This window comes from Lachnospiraceae bacterium oral taxon 500 (assembly GCA_002999035.1).
Lineage (GTDB): Bacteria > Bacillota > Clostridia > Lachnospirales > Vallitaleaceae > W11650.
The window spans coordinates 938,494-960,111 of sequence record CP027241.1 but is presented as its reverse complement, the minus strand read 5'-3'; the positions used below and the strand labels follow the sequence as shown (position 1 = coordinate 960,111).

Genomic DNA, 21,618 nt, shown 5'->3' with positions numbered 1-21,618 from the left:
ATGCTTAAATTTAATGAAAAGGAATATAGAACCAGCGCTGACCTAATTAGGAGTGCCAGAAAAAAAGCAGAAGAGGTCGCAGATGAGGTCTGCAGGGATGGGTTTTCCAATATTTTTTTCACAGCAGTGGGCGGCTCGTTTTCGCCGATGATGAGTATTTATGAATCGTCAAAACAGCTGACTACATTGCCGATATACTGCGAGCAGGCGGCGGAGTTATTGGCCAGAGGGCATAAGTGTCTGAATCAAGATTCTTTGGTGATAACCTTGTCGAAATCGGGCGATACCAAAGAAACAGTTGAAATTGCCAAAAAGCTGAACGCAGAAAACATTAGAGTTATCTGCTGCACCAAGAATCTTAGTTCACCGTTAGCCAATCACTGCAAGTATGTAGTTCCGATGCAGCATGAAAACGGAGTGGAGTATGAGTATATCGTTTTGTATTGGGTATTTTTCAGAATCCTCTATAATAAGGGCCAGTTTGATGATTATGAAAGTTTTGCTGACAGCTTGAGTGCTTTGCCGGAAAATTTGCTGAAGATTAAGGCGCAGTTTGAGCCGAAAGCGGAGGAAATCGCCAAAGAACATTATAATGCGCCGATTCAATACTGGATTGGTTCGGCGGAAATGTGGTCGGAGGTGTACTTGTTTTCCATGTGTATTTTGGAAGAAATGCAGTGGATAAAGACCAAAAGCGTTACTTCGGCCGAGTTTTTCCATGGAACTTTAGAACTGATTGAGAAGGATACCAGCGTATTTCTCGTTAAATCGGAAGGAAAGTGCCGGGTTTTAGATGAACGGGTCGAGCGCTTTGTCAGTAAGTACAGCGATAAGTTAGTTGTTATTGATACGGCCGAGTATGCTTTGGACGGTGTTGATTCTAAGTTTCGCTGGCTGATTGCGCCGCTCATGGTTTCAACTTGTCTGGTTGACCGGCTGGCATTTCACTTTGAAAAATATACCAAGCATGACCTTGACTTTAGAAGATATTACCGACAATTTGAATATTAATAACTCAACTTTCTTAGGCTCGTTGTTTCCAGAAAGGCTATGCCTTTCGGCGACGGGCGGGAACGATAGGCAAATTGCGATGCCGTCGGCCGAAAGTGGAGTCCATGTAGGTTGTGTACCCGCACAGAAACGCGAAGCGTTTCGACAGGGCACCCGCTCACTGAGCGGGATAGAGCCAAAAAAGACTATGTTTTAGACGATTGCCCGCCGGAAGTGCGCAGCACTTCCGGCGGGCAATCTTTGGCGAATCTTTTAATTTTTTTCTACTTCTTTCTCTTTTTCAGGAAAATCCCTATCCCGACTAAGCCCAGACCTGCACCGAAAAATACCATTGCCGGAACGCCGTCTGTCTTGGGCAGTTCCACTTCGGGGACGTCCCGTGGCAGTTCGTCGTCAAACGGCACCTCTGGAATCGGTGGGGTCGGCGGTGTCGGTGGCGCTGGTGGTGTCACCGGTTCCGGTGGGATATATGGCTCCGGTGGTGTGGATGGCTCTGGTGGGGTCGGCGGTGTGACCGGTGGCTTTGCCGGCTCGGGCGGTGTCTCGGGTGTTGGCGGCTCGTAAGGAGTTGTCGGTGGTAGAGGCGTATTGGTAACGCTAAAGCCCTCCAGTGTTTCCTCGATTTTAGGAACTGGCTGGTACCCAGCCGGAACTTCCTCCTCAATGGTATAGTTAATTTTTCGGTTATGATCGTCATAAAGTTTGTGGCGACCGAAGCTGACCCGCCAATCCGGTGCAGTCAGCTGTTTGCGGCCGTCCGAAACAAGAACGCCGTCGGCTTTTAAAACAACCCAGACCGGAACGGTTTGGCCGGTATTTTCCCAAAACTTGCGGACAAAGAATTCCTTGGTGCCGTAATTGGTAATCGTGGCCTTTTGCTCGTCCGGATTGGAGTAATCGTACTGATATTTTGGCATATACTTAGCAGCATCTTCCCCGGCCGCTGTTTTCTCAACTACGACATATTGAACCGGTACCCCGGCGGGGAAACGCCCGCTTCTGTCATATTTTGGCAAATCATCGATAGTACGGCTGCCAACAAGGCGTATGTTTTGTCTGACCGGATAGGCAAAGTCGGTGTCGCGGCTGTCGTAGATATTGACCGTAACGGTCTGGCCTGTGGGCAAGTTGCCCTCGCCCAGCCGCCAGTGCTTAGAAATCTGAAGGCTGATATCTAATTGAGCGCTGCCGGAGGCATCCCGGTATTCCAACAGAGTTTCACTGGTATCAGGGGTGCTGCCATTTTCGTTCCAGTATAACGAAGCTTTGTTGGGATAAGCCTTATTTGTGTTTTGCTTGGTGTAAAACTGAATCGTATAATCCCAAACCGGAGCCATTTTGAGATCATTTACTTTATAAGCGTTGAGGGTGTTGGTACGCTGCACGGCGGTAATTTGTCCAGCAGCTTCAAGCTCGTTTAATTTAGTAATAATATCAGCTTTTAAATTTGACGGGAACTGATCATAGGTAAAGGGCGAATTGTTGTCTAAGTCGCCGAAATAAATCAGCAGCTTTGAGCCGGTTGTTCCGTCGCCTGGATAAATGCCGACTCTTGGCCTTGAGGATATCGGAGTCTGGGTTAGCCGAGTTTTAAAACTGTCATAGCTTTCTCCCGGAATGTGCGGAAAAAAGGAAAGTTCCCGATAAGACGGATAAAACATTACATGCCAAGAAGCCTTATTATCAGGAGTCATTAACCGAACCCGGCCGACAAAAACAACGCCCAGTCGGGTGTCAATCTCCATTTCCGGGTCCTGCAGTTCGTCCTCTAAAAGAACGTTGTGCCTTTCAAAGCCGGCAGTTCCTTCCAGCCGCATTTTTTCATTGAGATAGTTCATTCTGATGTGCCACTGCAGCCGCGGTACTTTTTCACTGAAGTCCGGATGCTCTGCTCGGACAAGTGTACCTTTTTTATAAACTGATTTGTTGTCGGGTGGGGTCCATACGCCTTGCCCCTCCTGCTGGGGATTGCTGCCGGACGCGTCTTCTTCGATGACAGCTTCATCGGTTTCATGTCCCGGCCTGCTGTCAGGAATAAGAAAGCCGCCTTTTCCATTTTTTACCCCGTACCGCAACTGAAAACGACCGTTGCGGATGGCGGACGTTCCGGCTATATTACTGTTCAGGACAGCCGTCAGTTCACCGAGTTGATTGACGGTAAAGGTGCCGATAACAATTCCGGTTTCGGGGTCGGTAATATCGACCGGGGTATTAAAGTTAAAACTGGATGGCTCAAAAATACCGTCACCGGGAACTTTGAAACGAAAATAATCATTTGCTTGAATGCCGACAAAATCAGCAGCCGAAATATGCCAAGTATATGTCAGTTCAATTTGTTCGCCGCTGCCTAAGCGGAGTGCTTCGGCCTTGACATTGCCGCCGCTGTCTTTTAAGGATTTGCCGTCTTTGGTCAGCTCGTGGCCATCAAGATAATATTTTCCGTCCGCTGCTTTGGGTACTTCGATTCGCCCTGGCTTATAAAAGACAATTTCGCCATCGCGAATGATGTCTAAATTGTGGGGAACAGTTATTAGTTGAACTTTCGGCCGGCTGCGGGTGACTCTGACTTAGGAGCAGCAAAAGTGCCAACCCTAAACAAATCATTTTTTTCCTCATTTTTATTCTCCTCCGAATCATTGACTCAATTTGCCCCAGTCGAAACATCTCATCTTTTTGCACGGATGTATAAACTGACAAGTTAAGAGCCGTAGGTTTTCTGTGGACAGCAAATACCAAAACGCTCTATGCTTTTATTTTGCTTTTAAAACTTATCCCTAGAACTATATAATTCTATCGGCTGTAAAGCAAAGAAAAGTTATAGAGAAAAAGGACTATTTTGGCCTATATTTTTGAAAGGGAAGCAGGTCGGCGGGTCATCAGGCAGTTGAAAAACTGTCCTCAGAGCCGCGAGAGTTTTTGACCGGCTCTCCTGCCGAGGTGTCAACTTTTATTCGGTGCAATACAAATTTAATCGAATCGTAATCGGATTCTCACGAAAAAAGATTGATTTTTTGCGGGGCTTAGTCTATGATAAAAAGAAATATAGACAGAAAACCGGAAAGGAAGAAATATGTATTTTTCGTGGAAAAAAGTAATTGTAACCGGCGGGCTGTGTGCAGCGATGCTCTGGCCGGCGGAAAGTTTGGCTTATAGCGGGGTAATCACCGGCGAAACTATCACTTACGGCCAGTATAACAGCGGCAGCGGAACTTTTTATCAAAAAAAAGAAGTGGAAAAAATCGCCGATGGCGTGGAACATATCAAAATCAGCAAACTGAAAGCGGAGGGCTGGGTCGATATCCATGTGCTCAAGGTCTTGCCGCAGGTACCGGGGCTTGAACTGCAAACTCTGCGGTCAGGGACTTGGAAGCAAAAGGAAACCTTAAAAAATATGGCGGATCAAAATCCGCGGTCGGTGCTCGGCGCGGTGAACGCTTCTTATTTTAGTACCAGCGGTACTTATTCGGATGGGCAGGGGTTTGAGTTTGACCGGGGACTGGTGCATAATGACAATTTGCTGCGGCCGGGGTTATTTGAAGATATCAGCGGGAAACTCTTTGTCAGCCATTCCCAGAAACTAAGCGTAGCGGCGGCTGATACCGGCGAGGACTTGGGGATTATGCTGAGGTTTGCCAATAATTTTCCCGGAGAGGACGGTGCCTCCCTCTTTAACAATAAGGTTTATGCCGATTCCAAGGTATTAGATGCCGGCGGTGCATATTATAAGGTCAAAGTCAGGAACGAAACGGTGCAGGAAATCGTGCCGCCCTATACGCTGACTGAGTTTAAAGAAGGTGAATATGCGCTGGTCTTTTCGGCGCAAATGGCGGCTTATCTGGAAAAGCTGCCGGTTGGCCGCCGGATTCAAATCAAGACGGATTCAGGGATTGCCCTTGATTGGCTGAAGTTGGCGATTCCGGGCGGCGGCTATGTTCTGCAGAATGGGCAGTTTTCCAATGTGGGTGAACTGGTGCAGCCCAATAAAAGGCATCCGCGGACGGCGCTGGGCGTGGACGCGGAACGGAACATCCTCTATATGGTGGTGGTTGATGGCCGAGGCGGCAGCATTGGGGCAACGCATTATGAATTATCGGAATATTTAAAAGAGTTGGGCATTACCGATGCCGTGTCGATGGACGGGGGCGGCTCGTCCGCTCTGGTAGCTCGCAACCTGGGCGATTTACAGGTCAATGTGGAAAACCTGCCGCCAGATAACTATCAGCGCAAATTGATAAATGCTTTGGCTGTGGTTTCTACTCGAACAGCCGGGCAGGCAGCGGAGTTAATCGTTACGGCCGAGCGGAACAAAACTTTCGCCGGTACGCCGGTCAGGCTTGAACTGCGGGCGGTGGATGCGAATGGTATGCCGGTGGCAGTTTCCTCCGATCAGGTCGTTTGGCAGGTAACCGGTGCGGACGGAGGTGTACAGGCGGGATTATTTTCAGCCGGTACGGCCGGGAAAGCGGAAATCACCGCCTATTTTGGCAATGTCAGTGGTAAGGTCAGCATTGAGGTCACGGATAATCCGGTTGACTTACAGGCTGTGCCGACCGTGCTTGAGGTCGAGCAGGGTGGTCAGGGCAGTTTTCGGCTGACGGGGACGGATGCGGCAGGTTTTTGCGGCGAGATCGCAGCGGCCAGAGCTAAATATCAGTTAGAGGATGAAACGATTGGTTATTTTGCTGACGGTGTTTTTATTCCGTCGCAAAAGGGCGGCCAAAGCCGGGTAACAATTACGGTTGGCCACCGCAGTACCAGTGCGTATATTGTTACCGGTAAGACGATGAAGTCCTTGCCGGGCATGCTGGATCAGGGAATTGAGTACCGCGTAAGCGGCAAGGCGCAGGGGGCGGTTCGATGGGAACAGAACTTTGGCTATCAGGACTCAAGTTCTTTATCCTTTGCATATTCCTTCCCCTATCAGGGGGAAACGGAGGAGAACGAAGCGCCGAAGCAAAGCCTGGAAATGCGCTATTTGACTCCGCCGGAACTGGCGGCCGAGCCGGAAAATATCTCAATGCAGGTCTGCGGCAGCGGTCAGCTTTTAAAACTGACGCTGGATATTAGAGGCAGCCGGGGAGAGACAGCGGCGGTAACGCTTGCAGATGGTTCACTGCGGCCGGGCTGGCAGCCGGTCAGCGTTCGGTTGCCGGAAAATATCAGCTATCCGGTGCAGATTTTGGGCTTTACTCTGGAAAACAAGGAGGAGATGCAGGAGCAATCCGGGCAGTTGTATCTGGATGAGTTTAATTATGTTGAAAAAGTAAATTATCGGGCGGAAGTGTATCAGGAGCTGCCCCAGGATTCGCTGCGCAAGAGTTTTGACCGGGCGGCGGATATTGCGGTCTTTGGTGCAACCGGCGGGCGTAACCGGATATTGGATTCGATTGTGCTGCAAAAGGCCATTGCCCGGATCGGGGAGGCGGCAGCCGGGATTTACGCGGGACAAACCGATTTGCCGGCCGGCACTCTGCGGGCGGCCGATAAAGTTTGGCAAAATGCCTATGCCGCCTATAACCTGGCTCAGACCAAAGTGATTCATCTGGCAGCCAAAAACGGGAGCTTTAAAGATGCCGATCCCGAACAATTTGCCAAGCTGTCAGCGGAGTTGTCGAACACGGTAGTGGATAATATTTTGATTATTTCCGATGTTCATCCTTTGGAGGAAACCAAGCATAAGAGGGAAGCGCAGGCCATGCATGAGCTGCTTTCCCGCTACGCTCAAAGTTCCGGGAAAAACCTTTATTATGTGGCGGCATCCGGTTACCAGACCGGGGTAACGCTAAAGGACGGGCTGCGTTATATCAAAACCAACGGCTTATGGTATCGGGTCAAAAACGACCGGGAGATTGATCTGAACCGGCGATTTTATGATATCTGTTTTTATGTGCAGGACGGCACCTTGTACTATGATATTAAAAACTTATATCCGTTAGTGGAGTAACTTAATTTCTCTGCGGCGGAGTATTTTCAGGAGGCGGAAGGCACAATTTAAAGGGGCTGCTGCATTTTAAGATTTTTACACAAAATATTGCGATAAATCGCAAGGATTTTCCCTAAATCTTTTGTAAAATCTATATCTTGCAGCAACTCCTTAAAAAATGAAAAAGCAAAAGGGAGTGTTGCCAGACGATTTAGCAATCGTCTGGCAACACTCCCTTTTCTGAATTTATGTGGTAAGCTTTCAAGAAAATCTATTTCTGAAGGAAAAAGCGCCAAGAAAATCCGCAGGATTTTCTCGCGCTCACGCTCGATTTATGGTATAATATTGCGCAATAAAAGCGTGAGTGCAGGCTGGAGGGAAAAAGCGAAGCACGCTGGCGTGCGAAAGCGTTTTTGCCGAACAGCCTATATGAGCGCTGATGCGGAGAGAAAATCTGTAAGGATTTTCTCGCGCTCACGCTCGATTTATGGTATAATAATAGCAGCAAAAAGCACGCGGAGCTTTCGGTGGGCCGGAGATCTTTTTAAATATGGGAGAAAAGCAATGCCGTATGTTGAAGTTAAAAATATGTATAAACGCTATCAAATGGGGCAAACGACCATTGTAGCCAATCGGGATATTAACTTTTCCTTGGAAAAGGGTGAGTTTGTGGTTATTGTCGGCCCGAGCGGAGCAGGTAAATCCACGGTTTTAAATATTTTGGGCGGTATGGATACCTGCGATGAGGGGCATATCCTGATTGACGGCAAGGATATTGCGGCGATGAATACTTACGAGCTGACCAAATATCGGCGCTATGATGTGGGTTTTGTCTTTCAGTTTTACAATTTGATTCCCAATTTGACCGCCCGGGAAAATGTCGAATTGGCCGGACAAATTGTTCGAGGTGCTCTTAACGCAGAAAAAGCCTTGGATATGGTCGGTCTTTCGCATCGGCTGGACAATTTTCCGGCGCAGCTTTCCGGCGGGGAGCAGCAGCGGGTGGCGATTGCCAGAGCTTTAGCCAAAAATCCGAAACTGCTGCTGTGCGACGAGCCGACCGGGGCGCTTGACTACAAGACCGGTAAGGCAATTTTGCAGCTTTTGCAGGATACCTGCATAAACACCGGTACAACGGTGGTAGTTATCACTCACAATCAGGCGATTACGCCGATTGCTCACCGGGTGATTGAAATTAACGACGCGAAGGTTAGAAATATCCATATTAATGAAGCACCGGTTTCGATTCAGGAAATTGAATGGTAAAGGCTGCGGGCAGCGGCCTGCCAAACGGAGATAAGTTATGAAAACCGCATTATTAAAAGATATCTTCCGTGAGATTACCTCTTCCCTGACCCGTTTTTTTTCGATTGGGCTGATGATTGCTTTGGGAGTTTTTGTTTACACCGGCTTAAAAGGAGCAGCCCCGATGATGCTGCGGGCAGTGAATGATTTTACGGCGGAAACGCAAATGGCCGATATCAAGCTGCAAAGCAATCTGGGTTTGTCGGCGCAGGACCGGCAGCTGATTTTGGCTGAGCCGGGAGTGGAATCAGCTGAATGGCTGTATTCGCTGGATTTAAATACCCGCTATACAGACCTTTTGCTGGAAGTGCAGTCGCTCCCGCGGAAATTAAGTTTACCTCATCTGACTGCCGGCCGTCTGCCGGAAGCGCCAAATGAGATTTTGCTGGATGCCGATATCAGCGGCCGGCCGTATCAAATCGGGGATATGGTCTGGTTTAAAAAAGAGTCCGGCAAGCTGGACATGGAAACGGATAAGAGCGATGCTTTAGAGCGTTATCGTTTCAAAGTGGTTGGCTTTTGTTATCATCCCGAGTTTACCGCTCCCAAGCAAAAAGGGGATGCCAGCGGCGGTTTGGGTAAGTTAGAGGGCTTTGCTTTTATTTTGGAAGAAAACTTTACAGCGGAAAAATACAGCTTTGGCCGGCTCCGGTTAAGCGGAGTGAGGGGCTTAACCAGCGATGATAAGCGGTATAAGGCAATTTGCGCCGCTAAAAAAGAAGATTTGGAGAACTTATTGGCAACCCGGCCAAGAACGCAGCTTCGGGAATTAAAGCAAAAGGCCAGAGATAAAATTGCCGAGGGTGAAGAAAAGCTGCGGGATGCCCGGCAGCGCTTGGATGATGCGGAAAGGGATTTGGACGAGGCGGACGGCCGGATTCAATTTGGCGAGCGGGAATTATCCGCCGCCAAAGATGCCTTAGCCGCGGAAACAGCCGGAGCCATTCGCCGGTTTGCGGCCGCCGAAGAAAAGCTAAAGCAGGCCTTTCAGGAATTGACAGCGGCTCAAAAGCAATACCAGCAAGAAAAAGAAAATTATTTATCAAGCCGGCGTCAGTATGAAGCCGGCTTGTATCAGTGGCAGCAGGCCGGGCAGGAGCTGGCGGAACGAAAGCGAAGCCTGATGGCGGGGCAGGAGCAGATTGAAAGCGGTCTTAGCCGGATTCGAGCCGGTTTTGCACAGTTGGCGCAGGCGGAAGAGGAACTGAAAAAGAAGCTGCGGGCATTTGGCCAAAATCCGGAATGGCTTTTACTTCAGATACAGGCGGCCAGAAAAGCACCGGACGGGGAGCGGAGGCTTGCCCGGATGGGCGAAGCGGCGGTGGCCTACGCTGAGATTTTACGGCAGCAGGAGGAATTGACCGCCCGCCAAAGTCGGCTGACGGAGCAGCAGAAAGAGTTAAATGAGGCGGCCGGCAGGCTAAGCCAAGGCGAGGCGGAGTTAAAAGAAAAGGAAAAAGATTTGCAGGCGGTACAAAGTCAGTTGGCCGAGGGTGAAGCGGCGCTGGCGGCGGCGCAGGAGAAATTGGAGCGCGGACAGGCCGATTATGCCGAGGGACAGGCGGAATTAAGTGCAAACCGGCAGTTCTTTGCGGCCAAGCAGGCGGCGACACAAAAAAAATTGACTGCTGCGGCATGGGAACTGGCTGTAGCCAGAGGGCAGTATGAACAGGGGAAAACCGAGTTTGCAGACAAAAAAGCAGAAGCAGAAGAAGACATTGCCGACGGCCGAAAAAAAATTGACGATGCCAAAAAGGTTCTCAAGAAGCTGAAGGATTCGCCCTATGCGGTGCTGACCAGAGAAGATTTGAGCGAATATTTTTTGTACTATGATTCGGCTCGCCGGATTTATTTGCTGTCTAATGTTTTTCCGGTCTTTTTCTTCTTGATTGCACTATTAGTCTGCTTATCGACAATGACACGAATGGCCGATGAGCATCGGGGGCAAATCGGAACGCTCAAGGCATTGGGCTACGGGAATTGGGATATTTCCAAAAAATATTTTTATTATGGGTTCTGGGCGAGTTTAATGGGCGGTGCGATTGGTGCGGCCACCGGTCAGCCGATTTTAACCAAGGTGGTGTATCGGGCGTATAAGGCTATTTTTGTTATCCAAACGCCGCCGCCGGTTTATTTTGCGGCTTATGCGGCGCAGTCGATTGTTATTGGTATTGTCTGTACAGCGGTAGCGGCTTACGCCGTGGTCAATGGCTATCTTCGACAGAATGCAACGACACTGATGCGGCCGAAGGCACCCAAAAGCGGAACCAAGATTTTTTTGGAACGGCTGACTTTTTTATGGCGGCGCCTGTCCTTTTTGTATAAGGTTACGGCTCGGAATATGTTTCGTTATAAGATTCGGATGTCGATGACGATTTTGGGTATTGCCGGCTGTGCGGGTTTGGTTTTTTTGGGTTTTGCCCTGCGCGATTCAGTTGGAAACCTTTTGCCGGTGCAGTACGGACAGCTGACCAAGTATGATTATATGGTTATCTTTGACGAAGATTTTGGGGAAAATGGCTTAGATGACTTTCACGCTGTCTTAGAGGAAAAGACGCTGTTTGAAAGCCATACGCCGGTTTATGTCGAAGCGGTTAAATGGAAAGGCGGCAGCAGCTCGGTGCAAACGATTTATTTGGTTGTGCCGGAAAAAGTGGAGGAGTTTTATCTGCTGCAGCGGCTGCAGAATCCAAAGAACCCGGAGCGGGCTTTAACCTTGCCGGAAGAAGGAGGGCTGCTGACCGATAAACTCGCCTTTTTGGCGGACAAAAAAGCAGGCGATGAGCTTGCCCTCAAGGATGCCGATAACAAAGAGTTTACCACTGCCATCAGCGGGATTTGTGAAAATTATTTGGGGCATTATTTGTATATGAGCCGGATGGCGTATCAAAAGCAGTTTGGGAAAATGCCGGCTGCCAACGCCGAGCTGGTAAAAAAAGCGGCCGAACCGGCCCTAGCCGGGGATGCTTTGACAAGTAAGCTGCTGGATCAGGATGTGGTGCTGTCGGTTACGGAAATAGGCAGATCGTCCTCGATGCAGGCACTCGATTCGCTGGATGTTGTGGTGGTTATCATCATTTTAGTGTCCTCGGTGCTGGCTTTTGTGGTCTTGTATAATCTGACCAATATCAATATTTCCGAGCGGATCCGGGAGTTGTCCACGATTAAGGTGCTGGGCTTTTTCCCGCAGGAGCTGACGGCTTATGTTTACCGGGAAACGCTGTTTTTAACGGTGCTTGGTATTGGACTGGGCTATGTTTTCGGCGTGCTTTTGCATGAAATGATTTTGGTCTTTATTGTGCCGGACACGATTCAGCTTTATCCCAAGCGTTTTGCCATGACCTATGTGATTTCGGCGCTGATGACTTTCCTTTTTTCGGTGATTGTCATGTTTTTTGTTCATTTCCGGCTGAAGAAAATTGATATGGTTGAGGCACTGAAATCGTATGAGTAATTGCTTTTTCCTAGGATGCGCTTTCCTTATGGACCGGCAGGAAGAAACACTAAGAGAAAATTAGATAACAAGAGATTTCTAAAAACAGATGACGCCGGTACGGCAAAGCCTTTGGCAGAGGGTACAGCGGTAACGGGAAGGAGCAGACAATGGCAACTTGGATTGCCCATATGCGGATTGCAGATTACTTTATGAAGAGATACGAGATGCTGAATAATGCTGAGTTTTTAGTCGGCAACATTGCGCCGGATTGCGGCGTGCCGAATGAAGACTGGAGCGTGTTTACGCCTGGTAAAGAGATTACTCACTGGCATAAAAAAGGCAGTGCTGAGATAGATGCGGAGGATTTTCGGCAAAAATATTTGCAGGTCAAAGATGACAAATATCCCTTTTATTTAGGGTATTACTTTCATTTGCTGACCGATATCGCCTGGTCGGAGTTTTACCGGCGGAAAAAAGCAGAGCCGCTGTATGCGGAGGGGCTGGCCAAAGATCCCAAGTTTATTTGGACGATTAAAGAGGACTGGTATGGGCAGGACTTTGTATTTTTGCAGAAAAATCCGGACTTTGTGTTTTTCACGGTATTTGCACCTATAAAAAGTTTTGCCAATCGCTATTTTGATTTTTATCCGGCGGAGGCGTTCAGCCGGCAAATTGGGTATATTACCGAGTTTTATTTATCAGCGGCGGTGGAAAACCGAGAGTTTCCCTATCTCAGCGCAGCGGAAATGGACAGTTTTGTGGCGGAAACAGCCGTCTGGATTGAAAGGGAATGGCAGAAACAGCAGGAGGAGGCTTTGTAGATGGCAGGCCGGGCGGTGGTTGGCTCGGAATCAAGGCAGATGGACGCCCCAAAAGGAGGTAAGGTTATGGTAACAAATAGTTTTTTCCCTGAAATTCAGGGCAATTTGGGATTTGGTTGTATGCGCCTGCCCATGAACGGAGAAGAAGTCAATTACCCGGAGTTTATTCGGATGGTCGATGAGTTTATTGCGGCCGGATTTAACTACTTTGATACGGCGCACGGTTATTTGAACGGCCGGTCGGAAACGGCCATTGCCGATTGCGTTGCCAAACGGTATGAGCGCCGGCAGTTTCTGATGACCAACAAACTGACGGATTCGTATTTTAAGACGCAGGAGGAGATTCGTCCATTCTTTGAGCAGCAGCTGGCTTGGTGCGGTGTGGAATATTTTGATTTTTATCTGATGCATGCGCAGGATAAAAATAATTATGAAAAGTTTAAGCGCTGCCGGGCGTATGAAACGGCCTATCGCTTTAAAGAGGAGGGGCTGATCCGACATTTCGGTATTTCTTTTCATGACCGGGCCGAGGTCTTGGAGCAAATTCTGACCGAGCATCCGGAAATTGAAGTGGTGCAGATTCAGTTTAATTATGTTGATTACGAGGATGCATCGGTTGACAGCCGCCGGGTGTACGAGGTTTGCGAAAAACATAAGAAGCCGGTGATTGTTATGGAGCCGGTGAAAGGCGGGAGTTTGGTCAATTTGCCGGCGGAGGCGGATCGGATTTTGCGGGAGCTGAACGGCGGCAGCAATGCCAGCTATGCTCTGCGCTTTGCGGCCGGCTTCCCGCAAATGATTATGGTGTTGTCGGGCATGAGCACTCCGGAACAAATGCAGGATAATATCGGCGTCATGCGGGACTTTCAGCCGCTGTCGCCAGCGGAAACGGCAGCAGTTGCCAAGGTTTGCGCCGCTTTTAAGAACTTGAATCTGATTCCCTGCACGTCCTGCCGGTACTGCATTGAAGAAAATGAATGTCCGAAAGCAATCCTGATACCGGACATGTTTGCGGCACTCAACTCAAGGGAGGCTTTTCACGGTTGGAACGCCAAATATTACTATAAAAACAGTCTGATCGGAGGCGGTCACGGCAAGGCGTCGGAATGCATCGGCTGCGGCAAATGCGAAAGGGTTTGCCCGCAGCATTTGGAAATTAGAAACTTGCTGACCAAGGTAGCGGCGGCATTTGAAAATAAAGAAGGATAAACAGGAGAATGATAATGAAAAAAATACAAAAGGCTTTAGCGTTATTGACGGCAGTTTTGATTTTGGCCGGCTGCGGTGCGCCGGTGGTTAAGGAAACGGCCGCTGATCAGACAAAGCAAGACCAAGGCTCCCAAAACGAAACGCAGACGAGCGCAGAGAAACCGGTAGAAAATGAGAAGCAAGAAAGCAAACCGGCGGAAGCGGAAAATCCTGAAAGACTGGTTTACTGGTCGATGTGGGAAAGCTCGGAGCCGCAGGGGCAGGTAATTAAGGAAGCGGTTGCCGCTTTTAGCGGAGAAACCGGGGTTGAGGTTGACCTTCGGTTTAAAGGCCGGACTAATATGCGCGAGGGCTTGCGCACGGCGCTGGAAGCGGGAGAGCAAATTGACTTGTTTGATGAAGATATTAGCCGGGTCAATCAGGAATGGGGCGATTATTTATACGATTTGACGCCCCTGGTGGAAGCGGCCGGGTATGAACAGACGGGTCTCCCTCTCTTTTTGCAGGCGGCCAAAGAAAGCGGCGGCGGCCGGTATATGAGTCTGCCCTATCAGCCCTTTATTTTTAATGTCTTTTATAACAAAAACTTGTTCGCCAAAGCCGGAATAGAGAAAGAACCGGTGACTTGGGAGGAGTTTTTAGCTGTCTGTGAACAGCTTAAACAGGCGGGCATTGTGCCGGTTACTTTTGACGATGTCTACGCGGTCTCCTTTTTCGGTTATCATTTGGGCCGGTATATCGGGCAGGCAGGAGTAGAGGATGTAGTACTAAACGGCAAATGGCAGGAAACGCCGGAGGTGCTGGCGATGGCGGCTGACATTCAAAATATGGCGGAAAAAGGGTATTTTTCCGCGCAGATTATGGAAAATATTTGGCCGGCCGGACAGGAAACGGAAATAGCGGCCGGGAAGGCGGCTATGTGCCTGAACGGTTCATGGCTGCCGAATGAGGTTAAGGAGATTACCGGCCCTGATTTTCGCTGGGGCTGCTTCAGTTATCCGACAGTGCCGGGCGGACAGACCGACATTTCCTATGCCAATTACGGCGCTCAGGTTTTGGCGGTGAATAAGAATACAAAATTGGTCAAAGAAGCTTTCGGGCTGATTGAAAAAATTACCAGGGGCGAGTATGATGCCAAGCTGGCAGAATATTCACTGGGAATTCCGTCCGATGCCGGCAATGCCGCTTGGCCGAAACAGCTGGAGGAAATAAAGCCGGTACTGGAGCAAACCGCTCACCGCTGGGCGTGGGCAGTCAATGCCAATAAAAATCAGGAAATTGAGCCGGATTTAAAAGAAAACTTTATTAAACTGGCCGCCGGCAAGATCAGTGCCGAAGAATTCGTCAGTGCTATGGAGAAGGCGGCGGAGAAGAAGTAGGGAGATAAAGAGAAATAAAAAAGAAATATAGAGAAATAAAAATAAAAAGACTGCTGATAAAAGCGGCGACCACCAAAGGTTAGATTTTGGTCTAACTTTTGAGGACGCAATGCTTTTTCCGGCAGTTTTTTTATTTGGGGAGGCATATAAGAGGTATTTCTTTTGCAGGAGAGAACTCCGGTTTTTAGGCAAGGATGATTTCTACATTATGTTTTGCGATTTCATCCAAAGCACGGGCATTTTGTTCGGTTTGTACGGTAATCAAAATATCCAATTCATCAAACTTGCAAAAGGTATATATTCCCCGAGTAGAGAACTTGGAAGAATCCAAAAGAGCCACTTTTTTGATGGCGCTGGCTATAAGGGCACGTTTGACGTCCAACATAGGCAGATATGACACAGTCAGTCCCGGAGTTGAGGCGATACCGGTACTGCCGAGAAAGGCGATATCTGTGGTGACACCTTGAAAATAATTAGACATACTGGAACCGCCGACCGAGATTTCATCTGGAAAAACAAGTCCGCCTGGGACATAGGTATGAAAATATTTGCAGGTTTCATAGGCAATAGAAAGAGAACAGGTTATGAGTTCCATTTTTCTTTCGTTTCGCTGCTTCAGTAAAAGTCGAACAAGCTCTGTAACGGTAGTTCCGGAGTCCAAAGCAGCGGAATGAACATTGCGGCACAGTTCAATCGCCTTGGCAGCAATTCGTTGTTTTTCTTCTAAAAACGTATTTCGACGGCGAATAGCTAAATTATGACCTTGATCAGGTAGGATGGCGTAGCCGCGTTTGCGAATAATCTCACCACGAATTTCCATCTGGATTAGATCCCGGCGGATTGTGGTTTCTGTTACATTAAAGTACTTAGCTAACTCTGATACGGACATTTGCTCTTGAATTTCTAACAGATTAAAAATCTGGTCACGTCTGGATATATTGCTCATTTTAAATTCCTCTTTCTCAAATAGGGTTTATATGGTGTCGAACTTTTGATGAAAAATCAAGTGGAAAATTCGGTTGAAAAATATCGTCGCTATGCAAATAAAATAATTGTACACAAATATAAAAACTACGGGTCGGAATAGATAAATTAAGTAATTAGTGCACAAAAATGTTTGATTAAACAAAAATGTAAATTGAAACATTATATAATGATTATAACAAAATGATTTGGGATTGTCTATGTTCGTTTTGTAAAGCTTTTATTAAGAGATTTATAGGGAGGTCACGCTGCAAATTGCACAAAAGAAACAAAAGAAATACTGTGTTTCGAACAAAAAGAAAAACAAAACGAAAATAAAAAGAACATAAAGAGGTGACTTTGTGTACTTATAGAAAATCCTGTTGACTTTCCAATAGAAAACGTGTAGGATAATACCAGACAAAAAAATAGAGAAATTAAAGAAACCGTTGTACAAAATGCATGAAATTACTTCCTATTAGATACATGAATTAATAGAACAATTCGAATGTATAAAAATGTTTGATTTAAAAAAGTTTTTCAAAAATGGAACATATAAATGCGCATATTATGAACATAATGTTAACGTTCCGGGACGTTGAAAAAGCAAATAATTAAACAGGAGGGAAAATATGAAAAAGGTATTGGCAATTATTTTGGCGTCTGTCATGTGCTTGAGTCTTATTTCTTGCGGGAATAGCGGTAAGAAGAACACAGAGCCTGACAAAAAGGAGTCCGCGGATACAAAAAAATCTACGGATGCAGAAAAACCCACGGATACGGGAAATGAAAAGAAAGCCGCGGGTAAAACGATGTTGTATTATACTGCTTATATTGGAGATTTTGGCTTAGCTGATATGGGGTGGCGTGCGGCACAGGCAGCCAAGGAAAACTATGGCTATGACGTGACTTTGGTTGAGTATGGCAATGATAGTTCTCAGGCCGTGAATTCGCTGATTGATGCTTTGGATACAAAACATTATGATTTTGTTATGGCTATGGGCTGGTATATTTCAGATACTATTATTGAAAAGTCCAAGAGCGGTGAGTGGGCTGATACTACTTTTATCTTGTATGATACATCACCTGCCACCGATTTTAGCGGCACCAATAATATCTACGGCGTTTCTTTTGCGCAGAATGAAGGTTCTTTTTTAGCAGGTGTTTATTCTGCTTTGATGACCAAGTCTGGTAAAGTTGGTTGTGTTATCAATGTAGATGCTCCTATTTGCAATGACTTTGGAGTCGGCTGGTTGTGCGGAGTAAAGCACGCCAGAAAGAATATGGGCTTGAAGGTTGATCCTATGTACACCTACATGGGTGAGCTTACTGTACAAGGCGATTACGAATCGGTAAATGTTGTTATGGACAATGGTTGTGACTATGTATATAATGTTGGCGCTTCGGTTTCTCTTGGTGCTATGCAGGCTGCTGATGAAAAAGGCGGTTATGAGAAGGGGAAATTTATCATTGGCACCGACTATGATCAGTATGCTTACTTTGAGAAGGTTGGCGATGTTCAGGGCTATAAATCAATGGTTACTTCTATGCTGAAAAACATTGAACCTTGTGTAGCTTTGCTTCTGAAAAATATTCACGGTGAAGTCAATGAGATTAAGCCGGGCAATCATGTCTATGGTATTGCCGAAGGCGGCACGGGTTTAGTAGAGAATGATTGGTATAAACAAAATACTCCAGAGGACGTTCAAAAGCAGATTTCTGAGATTTCTGCGAAAATTGCCAGTGGAGAAATTAAAGTTGCTTCTTATTTTGACTTTCCTTCTTATGATGATTTTGCAAAATATCGTGACAACGTTGACGCTGAAGTTACAAAATAAGTATGTAGATAAGCCAATATTTTTAAAAGGGCGAGCGGCGGTTTCGCCGCTCGTTTATTCGTTTGAGGAGGAGTCGACAAATGCCGAAAGAACTTCTAAAAATGGAGGGTATCACCAAGGTTTACCCTAATGGTTTTATGGCAAACAAAGATGTTACTTTGGCGGTGAATGCAGGAGAAATCCATGCATTAATTGGTGAGAATGGAGCCGGCAAAACGACATTGATGAAAATCCTATTCGGGCATGAAAATTGTCAGGAAGGAAGAATATTGATTAATGGTGCAGAAACCAAAATTTCTAATCCGTTGGATGCTATTGCCAAGGGCATCGGTATGGTGCATCAGCATTTTATGTTGGTTCCGAATTTGTCGGTGGCGGATAATATTATGCTGGGGATGGAACCTGGTCAGGGACAGGTTTATGATAGTAAAAAAGCAGTGCAAATGGTTCAAGAAGCTGCAGATAAGTATCAGTTAAGTGTTGACCCCAGTGCTTTAATTCGGGATCTTAGTGTCGGCTATAAACAGAAAGTAGAGTTGCTAAAAGCGCTGATTCGGGGCGCTCGTGTTTTAATTCTGGATGAACCGACTGCGGTTTTGACTCCTCAGGAAACGCGGGAGTTATTTGTTCAATTAAAATTACTTCGGGAACAGGGATATGGTATTATCTTTATTTCTCATAAGTTAGAAGAAGTTATTGAACTATGTGATCGTTGTACTGTTTTACGTCACGGAAGGGTTACCGGTCGGGGTGAGATTAAGGATTTGAATGCAGTCGCACTTTCTCGCATGATGGTAGAGCGAGACGTGATTTTAGAAATAAAAAAAGAACAAGTTCAGCCAAAGGAAACGATTTTTCATGTAGACAAATTGAATTATGTGAATGATATCGGGAAACGTGTGTTAAATGATGTTACTTTTGGTGTTCGGGCCGGAGAGGTAGTTGGCATTGCCGGTGTTGAGGGGAATGGACAAACGGAACTGTCCGAGATTATTTCCGGTCTTCTTGCCAGAACGGACGGCAAGATTATTCTTAACGGCACGGAAACGACCGGAAAAAGCATCAAGCAAATTCGTCAGCTGGGTTTGGCTCATATTTCTGAGGACCGGATGAAGTATGGTATTGCCCCTAACTTATCTGTTTGGGATAATATTGCATCTATTTATTTGGAAAATAAAAAATTTAAAAAAGGCCTGTTTCTGAATACACGAGAATTGAATAAGTTTGTAGATAATTGCATTCAAGAATTTGAAATCGCCTGTACTGGCAGCAGTTCATCCGTTCGTTTTTTGTCCGGCGGAAATATTCAGAAGGTTATTATTGCCCGAGAGTTTTGTAGTGGAGCTAATTTTATCTTAGCCAATCAACCTACACGTGGAATTGATGTCGGAACCACAGACTTGATTCGGCGTTTGCTGGTTCGTTATACTCGGGAAAAAAATTATGGCTCTTTATTGATTTCTTCCGATTTAAATGAGGTTATGGAGGTTTCAGATCGGCTTTTGGTAATGCATAGAGGTAGGTTTGCGGCACAATTTACCGATCTTAAAAAGCTGACTACGGATGAACTGGGCGAGTATATGTTGGGCCTTAAAAGTATGATGCCAGAAGAAATGGGGGATTTGTTTTGAAAAAAGTTGAAAGAGTAGATTCCTTTTTTGAGTTCCTGCGGGTATTTTTGGGCATTGTAATTGCGTTTTTGATTTGTGTGGTTGTTATTGTTGCTATGAGCGGTTCGGATGCCGGCGAGGCTGTTCGGAACTTTATGATTGGTCCTTTTATGACGAAACGTCGTTTTGGCCAGGTTATGGCTAAATGGGCATCCTATATGCTTACCGGAATGGGAATGTGTTATATTTATGCTGCCGGCCGGTTAAACTTGGCTGGGGAAGGAGCTATTAATTTGGCCCCTATGCCGGTGCTGCTGATGATGTTTGGCACTACCTTTGGACTGAATGTTATGTCCGGAATGCCTAAAATTCTAAACCTTGTTATTATTGTAGTTGTCTGTATGGTTACCGGGGGAGTTATCTTAATGATTCCGGCCTTTGGTCGGGAGCATTTGGGAGCCAATGAAATGGTTACTTCTACAATTATGAATATGTTTTGCTTGTATGCTGCCCTTTGGATTTTAAAAGGGACCGTAACAGACCGCACTGTGTCTTTCTTAAGTACTGCCAATTATCCTGATAATATGCGGTTTACCCGGTATTGGAATGGGAGCAACTTCACGAGCGGTTTTTGGGTGGCGCTGCTTGGTGTGGCGATTGGTCTTTTTATTTTTTACCGTACTTCTTTGGGGGTTAAAATTCGAATTTGCGGCGACAACTTATTGTTTGCCATTTACTCTGGCATCAATGCGAAAAAAATGATGTATTTAGCACAGCTGATTGGCGGATTGTTTGCCGGAGCAGCGGCTGCGGTCGAAGTTTTTGGCTTATATGATTCCTATTTTTTGTCAATGCTTACTAATGTCGGAATGGATGGCCTCTTGGTAGCGGTCATGGCTAAGAAAAAACCGTTATATGTACCGATTACAGCTTTTGTTATGGCCTATATCCGACAGGCGGCGGCGGTCTTAAACGCCAATACTAATATTCCAATTGAACTGGTCACCATGCTTTCTTCCGTAATTATCTTGTTTGTTGCGGCGGAAGAGTTTTTGGGCGGTCTTCGCCGGAAGGTCATTTTTGAGATTTCTCGTCGGGCAGAAGCGGAAGCTGGGAAAGGAGATGCGGTATAATGTTGGCTTATATTACAAACTTTATCTACTCCTTGATTCGGATTTCTACACCTTTGATTTTTGTGGCACTTTGTTCTACGATTTCGCAGCAGGCAGGACTTTTGAACATGGCAGCTGAAGCAATGATGCTGACATCTTCTTTGGCGGGAGTCATGTTTAGCGCTTTATTTCAAAATGTGTGGCTGGGTATTCTTTGCGGGATGATATGTTCGATAGTTTTAGCACTATTCCTTTGCTTTGCCAGTTTTGTCATGAAGGTAGATTTGTATCTGATGTCTATTTCTTTGAACATGTCTTTGATTGCCGGTACCGTTTTTGTGGTTTATTTGGCAACGGGGACGAAAAATACCACGGCGGGTGTGGTTCAAAGCCTTTCGCTGGGGAACATTGATATTCCTTTGATCAAGGATATTCCCATTTTAGGAGCAATCATTTCCGGTCATAATCTGTTTACTTATATAGCGCTTGTAATGGTGCTTGTGGTTTGGTTCTTGCTATTCCGAACGAAATTAGGTCTGCGAATTCGAGCATCCGGTCAAAATCCCAAAGCTGTAGAATCTGTCGGCATCAATCCCCGTAAGATTTATACTTTGGCCTTTGTGCTGGCTGCTGCTATCGGCAGTTTAGGCGGCATGTATTTATCTATGGGCTATAATAATTTTTTTATTCGCAACATGACGGCCAATCGAGGCTTTGTTGGAATGGCTGCGGCTACTATTGGTAATGGCATGCCGGTAGGAGCGACGGTTATGAGTTTCTTTTTTGGTTTAGCCTATGCGATTACAAATTATTTGAAGCCTTATATTGTCGATTCCTATTTTTTATCGGCTCTTCCTTTTCTTCTGATTATTGTGTTGTACTTTATCGTCAGTGCTTATCGTTCGAGAGATGAGGAGCGGCGCTTGAAGGAGGCTCAGCGTAAGCTGGCCGAGGATGAAGAAGCACAAAAGAAAATGATTGAATCCAAAAGCAATGCCTGAGAGGAGAAAA

Annotated in this window: 14 protein-coding genes; 12 read left to right on the top strand and 2 right to left on the bottom strand. The window is 46.5% G+C overall.

Annotation, left to right across the window (positions count from 1 at the left end; all coding sequences use genetic code 11):
- Positions 1–1,011: a glucosamine--fructose-6-phosphate aminotransferase gene (locus C3V36_04455; GenBank protein AVM68562.1), complete on the top strand. Its 1,011-nt coding sequence runs from the start codon at positions 1–3 to the stop codon at positions 1,009–1,011.
- A 263-nt stretch (positions 1,012–1,274) separates the two neighbouring features.
- Here C3V36_04455 and C3V36_04450 read toward each other — a convergent pair whose 3' ends face one another.
- Positions 1,275–3,086 (bottom strand): hypothetical protein, encoded by a 1,812-nt coding sequence (locus C3V36_04450; protein ID AVM68561.1) that lies wholly within the window; start codon positions 3,084–3,086, stop codon positions 1,275–1,277.
- On the opposite strand from C3V36_04450, the gene C3V36_04445 reads away from it, so the two are divergent.
- From C3V36_04445 to C3V36_04415, 7 genes are all read left to right on the top strand, one after another.
- Positions 3,024–3,362, top strand: a complete 339-nt coding sequence (locus C3V36_04445) for a hypothetical protein (GenBank protein AVM68560.1) — start codon at positions 3,024–3,026, stop codon at positions 3,360–3,362. The two genes, C3V36_04450 and C3V36_04445, sit on opposite strands and share 63 nt — an antisense overlap.
- A 719-nt stretch (positions 3,363–4,081) precedes the next feature.
- Positions 4,082–6,955, top strand: coding sequence for a hypothetical protein (locus C3V36_04440; protein ID AVM68559.1), 2,874 nt, complete (start codon positions 4,082–4,084; stop codon positions 6,953–6,955).
- Positions 6,956–7,498: 543 nt separating this feature from the next.
- On the top strand, positions 7,499–8,200 hold the full coding sequence (locus C3V36_04435; protein ID AVM68558.1) for a macrolide ABC transporter ATP-binding protein: 702 nt from the start codon (positions 7,499–7,501) through the stop codon (positions 8,198–8,200).
- Positions 8,201–8,237: 37 nt separating this feature from the next.
- Complete coding sequence (locus C3V36_04430; protein AVM68557.1) at positions 8,238–11,693, top strand: hypothetical protein; 3,456 nt, start codon at positions 8,238–8,240, stop codon at positions 11,691–11,693.
- A 149-nt stretch (positions 11,694–11,842) separates the two neighbouring features.
- Positions 11,843–12,496 (top strand): hypothetical protein, encoded by a 654-nt coding sequence (locus C3V36_04425; GenBank protein ID AVM68556.1) that lies wholly within the window; start codon positions 11,843–11,845, stop codon positions 12,494–12,496.
- Between the two features lie 66 nt (positions 12,497–12,562).
- Entirely contained in the window at positions 12,563–13,705 is a 1,143-nt protein-coding gene (locus tag C3V36_04420) for a Fe-S oxidoreductase (protein ID AVM70437.1), read from the top strand.
- Between the two features lie 11 nt (positions 13,706–13,716).
- Positions 13,717–15,084: an ABC transporter substrate-binding protein gene (locus C3V36_04415; GenBank protein ID AVM70436.1), complete on the top strand. Its 1,368-nt coding sequence runs from the start codon at positions 13,717–13,719 to the stop codon at positions 15,082–15,084.
- 184 nt (positions 15,085–15,268) lie between these two features.
- Here C3V36_04415 and C3V36_04410 read toward each other — a convergent pair whose 3' ends face one another.
- Positions 15,269–16,030 carry a DeoR/GlpR transcriptional regulator gene (locus C3V36_04410; protein ID AVM68555.1) on the bottom strand — a complete coding sequence of 254 codons (762 nt, stop codon included), beginning with the start codon at positions 16,028–16,030 and terminating at the stop codon, positions 15,269–15,271.
- Positions 16,031–16,679: 649 nt separating this feature from the next.
- Here C3V36_04410 and C3V36_04405 point away from each other — a divergent pair.
- The 4 genes from C3V36_04405 (at position 16,680) to C3V36_04390 (ending at position 21,608) form a co-directional block, all read left to right on the top strand.
- On the top strand, positions 16,680–17,885 hold the full coding sequence (locus tag C3V36_04405) for a BMP family ABC transporter substrate-binding protein (protein AVM68554.1): 1,206 nt from the start codon (positions 16,680–16,682) through the stop codon (positions 17,883–17,885).
- Positions 17,886–17,965: 80 nt separating this feature from the next.
- Positions 17,966–19,516 (top strand): ABC transporter ATP-binding protein, encoded by a 1,551-nt coding sequence (locus C3V36_04400; protein ID AVM68553.1) that lies wholly within the window; start codon positions 17,966–17,968, stop codon positions 19,514–19,516.
- A complete protein-coding gene (locus C3V36_04395; GenBank protein ID AVM68552.1) occupies positions 19,513–20,628 on the top strand; it encodes an ABC transporter permease in 1,116 nt (371 codons plus the stop codon). Before C3V36_04400 ends, C3V36_04395 begins: the two co-directional genes overlap by 4 nt.
- Entirely contained in the window at positions 20,628–21,608 is a 981-nt protein-coding gene (locus C3V36_04390) for an ABC transporter permease (protein ID AVM68551.1), read from the top strand. Before C3V36_04395 ends, C3V36_04390 begins: the two co-directional genes overlap by 1 nt.
- The last annotated feature ends 10 nt before the right edge of the window (positions 21,609–21,618 follow it).

Bases quoted from the DNA above. Each gene is read 5' to 3' on its own strand.
- C3V36_04390 (AVM68551.1), top strand. From the start codon at position 20,628: ATGTTGGCTTATATTACAAACTTTATCTACTCCTTGATTCGGATTTCT.
- C3V36_04410 (AVM68555.1), bottom strand. From the start codon at position 16,030: ATGAGCAATATATCCAGACGTGACCAGATTTTTAATCTGTTAGAAATT.
- C3V36_04440 (AVM68559.1), top strand. From the start codon at position 4,082: ATGTATTTTTCGTGGAAAAAAGTAATTGTAACCGGCGGGCTGTGTGCA.
- C3V36_04445 (AVM68560.1), top strand. From the start codon at position 3,024: ATGTCCCGGCCTGCTGTCAGGAATAAGAAAGCCGCCTTTTCCATTTTT.
- C3V36_04455 (AVM68562.1), top strand. From the start codon at position 1: ATGCTTAAATTTAATGAAAAGGAATATAGAACCAGCGCTGACCTAATT.
- C3V36_04400 (AVM68553.1), top strand. From the start codon at position 17,966: ATGCCGAAAGAACTTCTAAAAATGGAGGGTATCACCAAGGTTTACCCT.
- C3V36_04420 (AVM70437.1), top strand. From the start codon at position 12,563: ATGGTAACAAATAGTTTTTTCCCTGAAATTCAGGGCAATTTGGGATTT.
- C3V36_04425 (AVM68556.1), top strand. From the start codon at position 11,843: ATGGCAACTTGGATTGCCCATATGCGGATTGCAGATTACTTTATGAAG.
- C3V36_04435 (AVM68558.1), top strand. From the start codon at position 7,499: ATGCCGTATGTTGAAGTTAAAAATATGTATAAACGCTATCAAATGGGG.
- C3V36_04405 (AVM68554.1), top strand. From the start codon at position 16,680: ATGAAAAAGGTATTGGCAATTATTTTGGCGTCTGTCATGTGCTTGAGT.
- C3V36_04430 (AVM68557.1), top strand. From the start codon at position 8,238: ATGAAAACCGCATTATTAAAAGATATCTTCCGTGAGATTACCTCTTCC.